This window comes from Aquimarina agarilytica ZC1, assembly GCF_000255455.1.
GTDB lineage: Bacteria > Bacteroidota > Bacteroidia > Flavobacteriales > Flavobacteriaceae > Aquimarina > Aquimarina agarilytica.
The window spans coordinates 77,657-91,967 of record NZ_JH621259.1; the positions used below are offsets into that span (position 1 = coordinate 77,657).

Below are 14,311 nucleotides of genomic sequence, written 5' to 3' on the forward strand. Positions count from 1 at the left end.
TTCCTAAAAATGGAGCTCCAAAATTCCCTGAAGGCAGGTTATTAAGCTGAGAAACTCTCCCTGACCTCAATCCTATAGAACCATCATTTTTTCTTTCCAAAAATGTAGGGGCAAAAAAGTAACCATCTAAAGCACCAAAAAAATCATTTAACCTGTATGGGCCAACTTTTTTATCATCTTTAAATGTCCAATCATTACCAAAAATAGGTTGTCCATTTTGCACAATTCTTGCGCCTTCAATTTCAAGATTAGCCCAATTAATAGGTACAAAATCTTTCCTTGTACGATTACCTGTTAGTAACTCATTCAATTCGCTTATTCGATTTTCTAACATTAGAATCACTTCACTACGTTCCCAGTCTGGCAATTCATTTGCTAATTGGGAAGCATTCTTATCTAAAGGAATTACGGGCAATTGACTTTGAAAATTTGCCTGAACTTCATTTAAATGACCTTCATCCCAATCGGCTAGATAAAGAAAGACCTCGGCTACTCGAATAGCCATACGTTCTTTTCTAACATCAATACTTTGCCCTTCTGCTTGAGTAATTAAAGTATTAAGTTCTGATATTCGAGTTTGAGCCGTTTCTTCTAATGTTTGAGCATAAAAAAAAGATGTTGCCCACCAAAAAAAGAATAAAAATAATAACCTTTTCATCTTAAAATGTTTTTAGTTTGTTTTTAGTTCTAGTAAAATAATTTCCTGTGGTTTCATTTGAAATTGTTGATTAACTTCCTTTCCATTTAAAAGATTTACAATCCTTTGTACCGTTTTATTATTACTTAAATTCAATACTAAGGAAGCTTCTTGTTTTCCTAGATTTAAAATATTTACCACATAAGTATCCGCATCCTTTTTATATGAACGCCATACACATCCTTTTCTCCCTGTCATATTAATTTCTTTTATAGATACCTCGGATAACAAACCTTTTTCCTTAATAAATTTTAATCCTTGTTTGGCTACTTCTTTAACATCACTAACATAAATCACTTTTCCTTTTACTCCCGATAATTTTTTTAAGCGTTGCTCTCCATATTGATTTTTTGTTAAGCTATTATGATCTAAAACTATTGTACCTCCTTTATCCAAGTAAGATTGCAATTGATCAAATTCTAAATCGGTAACAAATTCCGTATTGGAGATCAATACGACCTCCTTTGTTTCAAAACCCTGATTTTTTAATATATCTTGAGTCACAAATCCAATGGATACTCCTTCAAAATACACTTCCTCATACAGTTCACGTACATGATCCATATAATTATCTGTGTTAATAGCAGCAGTTTTTGAATAAAATAAACGTAATGGCTTATCTAAATTTTGTAATGCGTCAATATCTTCGGCATGCGCATTCAAATCCATAAAAGTAGAAGTCACCTCATGAACAATTCTAGGTTGTTGCATATTAGAACCTCCATAACCTTTAGAATCCTTTTGATCTAGCAGTGATCCATCTGGGTTTCTAAACCAAAACCAATTTTTCACAATATTCATTCCTTGCAATACTGCAAGCCAATGTGATAGTCTTGCATATTCTGGCTTCATATATAAATCCCTAAAACGCACTGTTGATAAAAAATGCCCTTCGGAATTGTAATTTATTTTATTGGGTCCAATGGATTTCATAAAGTCATAGGACATACTAATCTCGTTCCAATTAAAATTGTAATAATCTTCCCAGTTATGGTCTTTACCCCACATTAACGAATAATATGCTCCAGCGTCATTCCCCAAAATATCGGTAAGGTCCGACAAGGCTTCTAGATCTATTCCACTATTTCTTTTATTCTCACTCCACAAATGCGTCATTATTTTTAAATGTGTTTTTGCTTTAGGATCATATTTTTTAATAGTGTGATGAAGAAAACTAAACCATTCATTTACTCGTACTTGATTAAAACGAATCCAATCATACCATTTAGGGGTTCCCTTCAAGTCTTCGGAGATGGGTATTTCGATTTCAACATCACTAAAGCTTTTAAAAGAAGTTCCCCATCTTGTATTTAGTGTTTTAATACCGGTATGCTGTGTTGAAAGCCATTTTTTGAATTTTTCGCGGGTATATTCTGTAACCTCTCCTGTATTCCATGCTTTGGATGCAGTATGCCAGTGAGGTTCATTGGTCATCATATACATGGATGAATATTGTTTACCTTTCATTAGAGGAATAATTTGCTTTAAAAGCATTTCATTTAGCTCTCGTGCTCCTGGGTGATCTATATCATAAGCAGTGTATCTGCGACCTGCTTTATCAAGATTTGGAAACTGTTTTTTTGCCCATTCAGGTATACCTAAATGATTAAGAAATATACTTCCAAGTTGACCGCTTGGCTTGTCTACAAGTTTATTTTTAATGAAAGGTTTGAGTGTTCCATTATCTAAAAAGCCATGTGTAAAGAAAAAGCCGTCCATATTCCCGTAATACTCCGTTAATTCTTTAACCTTTGGTTTCCAAATCCAATCCGCAAGAAAAACAGGCTTACCTGTTTGTGTATCTATTACTTTGTTTCCCTTTATTTCTAATTTATCCCAATGTATCTCAGGGCTTTTTTTCCTTTTTATTTCTCCATCAATTTCAGATTGTAGTACTGCTAATACCTTATCTAAAAGTAGATTCACTTCCTTAATTTCGAAACTAGGAAGTTCTTTTGCTAATTCCTTAGCTTTTTCTTTATATATATGAACATAATCAAAAAATCTTTCGTTTTCTGATTTATTTTGCTCATCCCATGCTGCATATTTTAAGAAAATCTTTGCTGTCCTTAAAGACATTTCCTCTTTAGATACATCTATTTTTTTTGATTGAGCAATATCAATTAATTTACTCAATTGCTTAATCTTTTTTTTCGCTTGTGCTTTAGACTGAGCAAAAACACCTGAAAAAGTAAGTAGCAATATTGCGAAAAAAAAGTGCTTCATCCTATTATGTCTATTTATATTAAAACCTATTGTGATTATTACTACGATATGCTATTTAAAATAGCCTAAAAATATGAAGCGCACTAACTATGAAAAATAGTTGAAAGAAACCACCTATGAAAAACTAAACTTAATTATAATATAAACAAATGAATTTCATAGAAGCGCACCCCATAATCAATAATAAACTTCTTATACTCATCTATGGTTATGATTGTTACCATAGGAACAGTACTGCTATAACCCCCGATTAAAACAGGAACTACTTTATTTTTACAACTTTAATATCATCTAAATAAAAAGACCCATATCCTCCGTATTGCTCACTTTCTGCAACCGCAATAATAACACCGCCTTCTACTATTTTTTTAACCTTAAATTCTCGTGAAACTTCAACCCATTTTTTCTTTCGAAGACCATCGAAACTTACATGAACAGGCAACCAGTTTTTCCCAGAAAAATTAAAATTAAATCCTGCTGGTATATTTGAACCCAAATACACTTTAGCTGTAAGTTTATATTTTCCCGACTTCAAGGGTTTTTTAAATGCCTTTTTATTGTGAACTTGCATACTCCCTTTTTCTCCACTTGCGGGACTTCTAAAAAACTTTAAACTATGCTTTCCTCCATTGGCTTTTTTGTTACTGAAATGAAAAATATTCTTGTGTTGGATCCACCAACCCGATACTTCTTCTCCTTCAAAACCTGAAACACCATCTTTAAGTAAATTTTGACCTGTTACACTAAAAATAGACAATAAACTAATTAGCAAAATGTTGATTTTATTCATAACAATTTATTTTTTAACTATGCGAAATCGTTTTCTTTATATTTTTTACATCTATATTGCAAAGTTTGTATTTACAAGACTATTATTAGGGGGTAAATTCATTTTATTGATAGTGTAAATTCTATTTAACGTATATCAAATGATAAAATTTAACAAAAAAACCATTATTACACTATGAAAATACACTGTGTTAAACTTTATAAATCAATAATCTTAAAATCATAGTAAAAAGCCTAATCCTTATTAATTAATCCGACTACTTTATCCGCACTACCGTAAGATTTTATTTTTAAAGTAGCAGGAATTAGCCCCTTCCCTTTTACATTTAACTGTATTTCCCCTTCTTTTTTTGTGGATTGTATAATGGTTACAAGTTTTCCACTAAACAGTTTCATTTTATTGTTCTGGAACGGCACTAATGAAGTAGCATCTCCATTACATGCTGCTTTAAAGAAACCTTTACCTGTAACATTGAATTCTAGTTCATTTGATGCCAATGGACAGGGGACTCCATTTTTATCTATCACTGAAGCTGTTACAAAGCAAAGGTCTTTACCATCTGCATTTAATCGACTTCTGTCGGATTCAAGTATAATTTTATAAGGTGCTTCTGCTGTTCGAATGATTTTTTCCATTAACGGAACATTATTGTTATCTAAAGCCACTACTTTTAGTTCCCCCGGCTCGTACTTTACATCCATCCACATCAATCGATAGCGCTGTTTTATGGTACGTTTATTTTTTTCTCTAATTCCTAGACTTTTACCATTCAAAAATAATTCGGCTTTTTTAAAATTTGTATATACAAAAACTGGTGTAATCTCACCTTCCCTACCTTTCCAATTCCAGTGAGGTAATATGTGAAGCGTATTTTCATTCGTATTCCAACGACTTCTGTACAAATAATATCGATCTTTGGGTAGCCCCGCCAAATCTGCTATTCCAAAATAAGAACTACGCGAAGGCCATTTCTGATCATATGGGGTAGGCTCCCCTAAATAATCGAAACCTGTCCAAACAAATTCTCCTATGACCCAATCTTTATCATCTTGCAATACAAAATCTTCATCGGGAATATTTGACCAATTACAACTTTCTAAATCATAGGATGAACATTGAAAATCATCATATTGCTTCATTTTGGCCTCGGTAACAGGAAATTTATAAACTCCCCTTGAACTAACTGTTGAAGCCGTTTCGGAACCCAAAATAAAACCTTGCGGAAAAGTCTTATAAGCTTCTTCGTATAGATGTACTCTATAATTTAGACCAGGAACATCTAACACACTTCCAAAACCAGATTCCATAACTGTTTTAACTTGATCCATTCCAACGGTTACTTTTCTAGTAGGATCTTCTCTATGAAAAATATCTTGGAGTTTTTTAGCCAATGCTGCCCCTTCTTTTTCATTTTGATCTGGAACTTCATTTCCTGAGCTCCACATTATAATTGAAGGATGATTTCGCGTTGCTCGAACCAAGTTAACAATATCTTTTTCCGCATCCCGATCAAAAAAACGATGATATCCATTTTCTACTTTCATTTTTCTCCATTCGTCAAAACTTTCAGCTAAAAACATAAATCCCATTTCGTCACAAAGCTCTAGTTGTTCTAAGGATGGCATATTGTGTGCACTTCTAATAGCATCTACGCCTAAATCTTTTAATATCTTCAACTGTCTTTTTATGGCAGCTCGGTTCACGGCTGTACCCAAAGGTCCCAAATCGTGATGTAAACACACCCCCTTTAACTTTCGACGTTTACCGTTTAACTCAAACCCATTTTCGGCGGTAATATTAACAGAACGGATACCAAACCGTTGTTTTATATGATCTACTAATTTTTCTCCTTTGTATAGTTTTTGCTCTAGGTAATATAAATGAGGGGTTTCCGGGCTCCAAAATTTTGCATTTTTTAAATTAAGTGTTTGGTGAGTAAACTCTTCTGATGTTTGGGAATGTATTGATCCTAAAGTATAGTTATTCTCATCAAGTACCTTTGAGACTAATGTAAAGCCTTTCCTAGTAGTTGTTTTAATCGAAACTGTTGCTTCGGCTGGTGCTACTTTTGGAGTTGTTATGAAAGTTCCCCATTGATCAAATCCATCCTTATTTTTTACAATTAAATTTACTTTCCTATACAAACCCGCACCGGGATACCAACGAGATGATTTTGAATCATTTTTAAGGTGAACGGCTAAAGTATTTTCGCCTTTAAAATTAACTACATTTGATATATCAAAGTAAAAATAACTATACCCATAATTCCATTCCCCAACTTTTTTACCATTGACAAAGACTTTCGGTTGACTCATTGCTCCTTCAAAAAATAGTATAATTTTTTTTGTAGCGTCTTCTTTATCTAGTTTAAATTTCTTTCTGTACCAAGCTTCGCCAATATGTGGAAGCGCTCCTGTTCTACCTGTTTTTTCGGATGGAACCTTTTCTCCATTTTGCCATATAGCTACACTTTGCTTATCAACCTCTTTATCAAAAGGACCTTCAATAGCCCAATCATGAGGGATAGAAACTTCCTCCCATTCACTATCATTATACGTTGCCATGTAAGCATTCGCTTCGTAACCTTTTTTAAATTTCCATCCATCATAAAGAATTGTTTCTCTACGAACTGTATTTTGTCCAAAGACATTTATTAATGATAAACTTAAAAAAATTATACATATAAGTCTCTCCATCTTCTTAGTTTTGAATATTTTGACAATTTAATTGATCACAGCACGAATGGGAGGCTATATATCCATTAAAGTAGGTGTGTTTATTCGGCTATTGGTGTATTGACATAAATTAATTAGGGTTTCAATGATTTGGCAGAACATTGAAACCCTAATAATTAATCTTTTTCTTTTTAATTATTGATATACTACAAAACAATTAATTTTCTAACTCCTTGTCCTACTTCCGAAGAAATTTTAACAAAATACAAGCCCGAAGCTAAACCTGAAACATCAAAGGAATTCTCCTTAGTTTTCAAAACAATTTGTCCTACTATATTGGTTATAGTAACCTCATCAACTGTGGAATTTACCGTAACAACTCCACCTTGTATAGGATTAGGACTTAATGACACATCCTCCGGCAGATCAAAATCATTTGTACTTAATGTAGGATTTTCTGTCACATTTAGCGTAAATCTTGCATTAGGGCTACCGTTTATTCCGGTTGCATTTACAAAACCAATATTTTCGGCTTGCATAAAAATATTTAAGATATATCGCTCTGTTGCTGCCAATGTATTAGAAGGTGCTAATGCTTCTGGTATGGTTATAGTTGTTATTACACTGGTCCCTGTAGTTGCACCACCTGCTGCTTCTACTATAAAGTCACCATTTGCTACTACAGTCTGCGAAAAGGGATCTGTATTAAGTAGTACAATTTCAACATTAACTCCATTTTGAATTAGCGCATTACCATTAGTATCCCATGTCAATGCCATATCAAAGGATTCACCTTGCATTAAACTTGTAGAACTATCCACTCCCTGAGTATCCACTTCTATAGATTGAGCTGTAGTATTTAAACTAAAAATTGAAACTGATAATAAAAAGATAATTTTCTTCATGATACATGTTTTTAATGTTAATAATTATATTTAATCCGATTTTAATTGATTATTATTTTTACTCCTAAGGGCTTTGGTTGAGTCATATAAAATTGTTCCTTACCATTCTTTGATGATGCATGACCTACCATACATAAATAATAAGAACTCCCTTTGGGTAAAGTATACGATTTTGGTATATGCTTAGGTATTGTAAAATCACCTATTGCATACCCCTCCTTTGCGTTATTATTTTTTAAAAAATTAACAAATCCATACTCTACTCCTTCTCTTTTACCATTTGCATTTATTATTCTAATAACAAATCCAATCCCATGTTTTCCCAACTTTCTTTTCTTTCCATCGTTGGTTTTACCAAGATTAAAATATCCTCCGATATCTTTAAGCTCAGCTCCACGTTCAAATATTCTTCCATTTATAACTGTATTATTTGACCATTTCATTACAAATGAACTTTGAGCTAAACTTTTTGATGTATAACATAAAATAACTATACTTAACAAGACTATTTTTTTCATAGTATTATTCGGGGTATTTAATAATTGGGACATTGATTAGCTGTTGTTTACAAAGAAAACGATATAGTCTTATTATATAGGAGTATATTTTCATTTAAATGGTGTATTAGATTCATTTACCTTATTCCAATACACTTTTTGTTAAAATATTGACTTTATATTTATCAAAAAATGAAAAACATGAGATTTTTAAAAATGGTATTCCTTGTTGCTTTGATTATAGCTTGCAAACAAAAAACAAGTAAATCTTTAGATAATGAAAACAATAATATTTCTAGGAATGATAACGAAATCCTTATTAAAAACAATCCCAACATTAAAGATTATACTCCAATTATAACTAACATACTAAAGCAAAACCCTAATAAAATTGAATTAAGATTTGAAAAAGGCACCTATCATTTTTATCCTGAAAAAGCGCAAAGTCATTATGTGAAAATTTCTAATAATGATAATGGACATCGAAAGATTATTTTTCCAGCACAAAACTTCGAAAAATTTCTTTTAAATGGAGGGAATAGTGATTTTGTATTTCATGGAAGCCTTATTCCCTTTCAATTTAAAAACTCAACAAATATCAGTTTAAAAAAAATCAACCTATTTTGGGATAAACCTTTTACTTTTGAAGGTGAAGTCATTGAAAGTAATAATACGACTAAAGTATTTACTATAAAAGTAAATGAAAACAATGATTATGAAATAGAGAATAATGAATTGTTTTTCAAAGGCTATGATTGGAAATTACCTTTAGGAGAGAATATTATATATGACAAAACCAAATTAAGACCTTATTACAATACTTCTTCTTTCCTTCAATGGAACAAACTGAAAGCTAAAGAAATTGAAAAAGGCGTTATACAATTTTCGGGTTATCAAACAACTAAAGATGTTCCACCAGTGGGCTCTATTTTTGTCGATAAAGGTCCACACGGACAAAATAGAAGGTACCCAGCTATACACCTTACAGCCTCCTCTAAAATTAATCTAAATGATATTAATGTGTACGCGAGTGGTGCTATGGCACTGATTGCCGAACGCTGTGATACCCTTACTTTAAATTCATTTAATGTATTACTTTCAAAACGTTCTAAACAAATGATTGGCGCCTCTGCCGATGCTACTCATTTTGTAAATTGTAAAGGTCTAGTTACCTTAGAAAATTGTCGTTTTGAAAATATGCTAGACGATGCTACCAATATACACGGCACCTATATGGTAATATCAGAAATCCTAGGAAAAAACAAATTTGCCGTAAAACCAATGCATTACCAACAAGAAGGCTTTAATATAGCTGAAAAAGGGGATGAACTTCGATTTATAACACGAACAGATTTACATGCTTTATTTACAGGTACAGTAAAAACTGCAAAACAAATCAATGAAAAAAAATACATCATCGAAATGGAGGAACCACTCCCTTTGGATATTACGACTGAAATAGCTGTAGAAAACACGACATGGATGGCAAGTGTACTCATGAAAAATTGTAGTGTAAAGCAAAACAGAGCTCGAAGTATACTTATCTCTACCTCCAAAAAAGTTGAAATTTTAGATAACTATTTTTCAAGCATGATGGCAGGTGTTCGTGTATGCGGAGATGCTAACTATTGGTTTGAATCGGGTCCAGTCACAGATCTTACTATTAGAGGTAATACTTTTGAAGATCTTGGAATAGGAGGCGCTAAACCACAAGCCATACTACAAGTAGACCCTATTATTGGAAAAAAATTTAGAAGTGGTAATTATTTTCACAAAAATATTGTTTTTGATAACAACACCATAAATACTTTTGATCCTCATATTGTTTACGCACTTAGTGTAGATGGACTTCAAATTACCAATAATAAAATTATACAGACAAATACCTACAACAGCATTTTCAGTGATTTATCTCAATTTGATATTCAAAATTGTAAAAACGTATTAATCAGTGGAAATCACTATATTGGTAAAAAAAGCGCTGAAATAAGTATTATTGATAGTAATATTGTTAAAATTAAAGAAAATAAAGGGTTTAATACGCAAACTGTAATTAATCCAAATAAATATTTTTTTCAAAATTAAATTAAACTTACCCACCGCTATAAACATTTTGTTAAACTATTTTGTGTGGTGGGTGAGTTTAATATTATCAAAAAACAATAGCTTTATTATAAAAAATTCCCTGCACATAAAATGATTAAACATTTTACTTTACTGACTTTATTATTTCTTATTTCTATATCACCTATAAACGGTCAATCAGAAGTTATTTTTACAAGCATTGATCAAGAAGATGGCTTATCCAATAATAGAATTTGGAGTATAAAACAAGATAAAGATAAATTCATATGGATTGCCACTTCCAATGGACTTAACCGTTACGACGGTACACATATTAAAACCTTTAATGAGCAAAATAGCACTATATCATCGAATATAATTTATGATATTTATATTGATACTAATAATACAATTTGGTTTGCAACCACAAAAGGATTGTGTAACTATGATTATTCTACAGACACTTTTACAAGTCATATCAATAAAGCTTCAGAAGCAAAAAACTCATTATTCAATCAGGTTAAAAAAATTCATGCCGATACTAAAGGAAATCTATGGCTAGCCACTAAAGGAGGTGTTTCCAAATTTAATATTAAAAATAACCGCTTCTATAATTTTCAACTAAAAATTGCTGGAAAGCCTGTAAGAAATATGGATATCAGAAGTGTGATTCAAGATGAACATGGAGATACCTATGCCGGATCATTTGGCCGAGGCTTATTTAAACTTGATACGCAAAAACAAGAATTTCAACGTATATCAAGTACCAATCGTTCCTCAAGATTTATACATGACTTATTATTATTACCTAATTCTCGTATTTTACTTGGGACCAGTGGTGAAGGCGCCTTGATTTATGATATTAAATCAAAAAAATATAGTAATTACTTCGTTGAAAACCTTAAATTAGAAAATAACGTTGCTATCATTAGATCTCTTTTTCTGGATAAACAGTCTAATTTATGGTTAGGCTCCGATGGAGATGGGCTATTTAAGATTGCTAATTATGACAGTAACGCACCTACAGTAGTAAGTTATAAAAATGTACCACAAAGAAGTTCTTCATTAGCAGGGAATGCTATTTATTCCGTGTTTCAGGATGCTGATAATGATTATTGGATCGGTACCGCATGGAATGGTATCAATTACCTTCCCTACAAAAAAGATTTTGACTTTATTTTTAGTGATATTAAAGGAGACCAGACTTCCAAGGTATTATCGATCTACAAAGTAGATAAAAAGCTTTATTTCGGTCTGGATGGTGATGGGCTTACGGAATACAATACCGCTACTAATAAAATAACCCAATTCAAAAAAAACAGGCCTAATTACCTTGGAGCAAATACTGTACAATGTATGCTTCAGCAAAAAAACACTTTGTGGTTGGGAACTTTTTCTGATGGACTTATAAAAGTAGACTTAAAAAATTATACGTATAAACAATTTAAAAACAACCCTCTAGATGAAGAAAGCATTAGCTATAATGATATTAGAGGTATTAAAGAAGATTCTAAAGGAAATCTTTGGATAGCTACTGGCGGTGGCGGACTCAACTACTTTGATATTGACAGAAATCGTTTTGTGCGATTTAAACACGAATACAATGATCCTACGTCTATTTCTAGTAATAATATTACCTGTATTCAATTAGAAAACAATAATCTTTGGGTGGGTTCCTCTGAAGGTGGAATTACGCTATTCGATATTGTAACCCGAAAGGCACATCAGTACAAGCATGATGAAAGTAACCCTAATAGCATCAGTAGTAATAATGTCATTTCTTTATACAAAGACGCTAAAGGAAACCTTTGGGCTGGTACTGTTGGCGAGGGTATCAATAGGATTAATTTTGAGTCTGGTACCGTAGAACGCTTCAATTCATTTAAAAAACTGCGAAAAGAAACCGTTACTGCAATTATTGAGGATAATGAGCATCGCATTTGGTTAAGTACTAAAGAAGGTATTTTGAGTTATGACTATGAATCAGATAATTTTTTACGCTTTCCGGGTTTAGCAGAAAAGTATCATAGAAATGCTATTTTTAAAGACTCTAACGGAGAATTATTTTTTGGATCTACAAACGGAGTAGTCAAATTTAATCCAAATGATTTAAAACATAAAACAAAACCATCTACTGTCCTACTAACCGATTTTAAATTATTCAATAAACCTGTTGAAATTGGTTCTGGAATTTTACAAAAAAATATTACTCAAGCGGATGCCATAGAATTAAAACATCACCATGACGTAATTACTTTTGAGTTTACCACACTTCATTATCCCATTTCAAAAATGTTTGAATATGATATTAAAATGGAAAATTTTGATAAGGATTGGAGAAATATTGGTACGGATAATAAAGTAACTTACACCAACCTTGCCCCAGGTTTTTATACGTTTAAAGTTAGAAGCCATAGACCTGGCACTTCCAATGATTCAGAATTTTCTTCCATAAATATAAAAATTAATAAACCTTTCTGGCTAGAATGGTGGGCTATTATTTTCTATGCCATTTTAGTAGCACTCGCTTTCTATATCTTTAGAAAATACATCATTGCTTGGGAAAAAATGAAATCCAATTTGGAATTAGAAAAGTTATCTCGAGAAAAAGACTTAGAATTAGGAAACCTAAAACAACAATTTTTCACCAACATATCTCATGAAATCAGGACACCAGTAACCCTAATTCTTTCTTCAATAAACAATTTATTAAAAGAGGAATCTTTTGTTGACAAAAAACAATTGAATCCAATTAATACTATTAGAAAGAATAGTACACAGTTGCTAAACCTAGTAAATAAGTTACTAGACTATCGAAAACTTGAAAATAACGCCACCACTCTAAAAATTAGCCCTAGTAATTGGGAGGCATTTTGTTATGAAATCTTCCTTTCATTTAAAGAGCTTGCTAATCAAAAAAAAATAGATTTAAAATTTGAATCGAAATTAAAAGAGCCTGAGTTGTGGTTTGATAAAATGCAAATGGAAAAGGTAGTTTACAATCTAATTTCCAATGCCTTAAAATTTACTGATAGTAATAAGCTAATTAGTCTAAAGCTACAAGAAAAAAATGAGCATGTCGAACTAATTTTAAAGGATGAAGGTATTGGAATTTCTGAAAAACAGTTATCCAAAATATTCAATAGATTTTACCAACCCGAATTAAAAGGACGAAAGTATGGTGCCGGTTTTGGTCTGGGTCTAAGCATTTCCAAAGAGATTATTAACTTACATAAAGGCGAAATAATTGTGGAAAGCACTCCTAATGTAGGAAGCACCTTTACCATCAAATTAAAAAAAGGAAAAAATCATCTTATAAATGCCGATACATTATTTATTGAAAATGAAGAAGAGAACCCAGAAAATTACATTGCTTTAAATCAAGACAACACACATACTGCTCCTAACAACCAAACCTTACCTGATAACAATGAAGAGATTGTAGTGTTGGTAGTAGAAGATAATAAAGATATAAGAGAATATATTGTTTCTTTAATAAACAAAAATTTCACAATCCTTGAAGCTGCCGATGGTAAAATAGGATTAGAGATCACTAAAAAACAATTACCAGACCTTATTATTAGTGATGTAATGATGCCTAACATGGATGGGATCGAAATGACTACAAAAATAAAATCTAACATTAACACAAGCCACATCCCAATTCTATTATTAACGGCTCGAACAACATTAATTCATCAACAAGAAGGCTATTCCGTAGGAGCTGAAGATTATATATTAAAACCTTTCAATGAAAATATCCTTCTAAGTAAAATTCAAAGTATTTTAAGAAATAGAACATTCATTAGAAAGCGAATGAACAATGATGAAATTGTGAATCCTAATGAATTGTCTATTAACGAATATGATCAAAAATTACTGGATAAACTTATCAAATTAATTGAAGAACATATAGACTCTGAAGAATTAAACACCAAATTTATTACTGCTAAACTAGGAGTTAGTCATTCTGTTATTTATAAAAAAATTAAAGCACTAACTGGATTATCTCTAATTGAATTTATTACTGAGATTCGTTTAAAAACTGCAAGAAAGCTCATTCTGGAGAGTGATGCAACTGTTATTGAAGCTTGTTATAAAGTGGGGTATTCTAATAGAAAATATTTTAGTAAACTTTTCAAAAAACGCTTTGGAAAAACTCCTTCAGAATACCGAAAACAAAGAAAGGAAATCTTTGATGATAAATTTTCTGATAATAATATTATTGATATCGATGATGCTATTCAATAAAAACTTTAATCCTGTAGATTGAACTTGAAACTATTCATTTTGATATTGGTTTTAAATAATGAATTTTCAATTTGTATTGATCATAAAATAGAACAACACAATCATCCTAAAGCTATTTTATTTTCTAAAAAACAAAGGGTTATAGTGTTTTCAACCAATTCTATCTCATTATGACAGACTCAAAAGATGAATTTGAAGCACCTTTA

At 31.6% G+C, this 14,311-nt stretch carries 7 protein-coding genes and 1 pseudogene; 2 read left to right on the forward strand and 6 right to left on the reverse strand.

What is annotated here, in order from left to right:
* The 6 genes and pseudogenes from KQA_RS20750 to KQA_RS0209600 all read right to left on the reverse strand — a co-directional run.
* Positions 1-658, reverse strand: a pseudogene (locus tag KQA_RS20750) (T9SS type A sorting domain-containing protein); the annotation flags it as partial.
* A 12-nt stretch (positions 659-670) separates the two neighbouring features.
* Positions 671-2,923, reverse strand: coding sequence for a beta-galactosidase (locus KQA_RS0209580; RefSeq protein WP_010180512.1), 2,253 nt, complete (start codon positions 2,921-2,923; stop codon positions 671-673).
* A gap of 262 nt (positions 2,924-3,185) precedes the next feature.
* Positions 3,186-3,713 carry a hypothetical protein gene (locus tag KQA_RS0209585; RefSeq protein WP_010180514.1) on the reverse strand — a complete coding sequence of 176 codons (528 nt, stop codon included), beginning with the start codon at positions 3,711-3,713 and terminating at the stop codon, positions 3,186-3,188.
* A 233-nt stretch (positions 3,714-3,946) separates the two neighbouring features.
* Positions 3,947-6,409: a glycoside hydrolase family 2 TIM barrel-domain containing protein gene (locus tag KQA_RS0209590; protein ID WP_010180516.1), complete on the reverse strand. Its 2,463-nt coding sequence runs from the start codon at positions 6,407-6,409 to the stop codon at positions 3,947-3,949.
* A gap of 185 nt (positions 6,410-6,594) precedes the next feature.
* Complete coding sequence (locus tag KQA_RS0209595) at positions 6,595-7,293, reverse strand: T9SS type A sorting domain-containing protein (protein WP_010180518.1); 699 nt, start codon at positions 7,291-7,293, stop codon at positions 6,595-6,597.
* Between the two features lie 41 nt (positions 7,294-7,334).
* Positions 7,335-7,844 (reverse strand): hypothetical protein, encoded by a 510-nt coding sequence (locus KQA_RS0209600; protein WP_010180520.1) that lies wholly within the window; start codon positions 7,842-7,844, stop codon positions 7,335-7,337.
* Positions 7,845-7,991: 147 nt separating this feature from the next.
* On the opposite strand from KQA_RS0209600, the gene KQA_RS18780 reads away from it, so the two are divergent.
* Together KQA_RS18780 and KQA_RS0209610 are read left to right on the forward strand one after the other, a co-directional pair.
* Positions 7,992-9,875, forward strand: coding sequence for an alpha-1,3-galactosidase-related protein (locus tag KQA_RS18780; RefSeq protein WP_010180522.1), 1,884 nt, complete (start codon positions 7,992-7,994; stop codon positions 9,873-9,875).
* 111 nt (positions 9,876-9,986) lie between these two features.
* Positions 9,987-14,105: a hybrid sensor histidine kinase/response regulator transcription factor gene (locus tag KQA_RS0209610; RefSeq protein WP_010180524.1), complete on the forward strand. Its 4,119-nt coding sequence runs from the start codon at positions 9,987-9,989 to the stop codon at positions 14,103-14,105.
* Positions 14,106-14,311: the final 206 nt, after the last annotated feature.